Origin of the sequence: Bartonella florencae (assembly GCF_000312525.1) — a bacterium.
GTDB lineage: Bacteria > Pseudomonadota > Alphaproteobacteria > Rhizobiales > Rhizobiaceae > Bartonella > Bartonella florencae.
The window spans coordinates 1-206 of sequence record NZ_HE997538.1; the positions used below are offsets into that span (position 1 = coordinate 1).

1 pseudogene is annotated in these 206 nt (G+C 51.9%); it reads right to left on the reverse strand.

Features of this window, described 5'->3' with window-relative positions:
• Nucleotides 1-206, reverse strand: a pseudogene (locus tag BN202_RS09220) (lysozyme); the annotation flags it as partial.

Consider the following 206-nt stretch of genomic DNA (forward strand, 5'->3'; position numbering starts at 1 on the left):
AGCTAAAACCATAATCCCTGCTAATGCCCACTGAATCGGTCCATTGCCTACCAATAACCCCCCAAACCCTGAACACGACCCTATAATCGGGGCAAGAGCTTCTATCTTGAAAAGACCCGTTGCCTCACGCGTTTCGACCCTGTGATAGTTCGAAGCAATGTAAGACCCTTTCGCCCACAAACCGGCTTCGGCTGCTCGACGGTTGG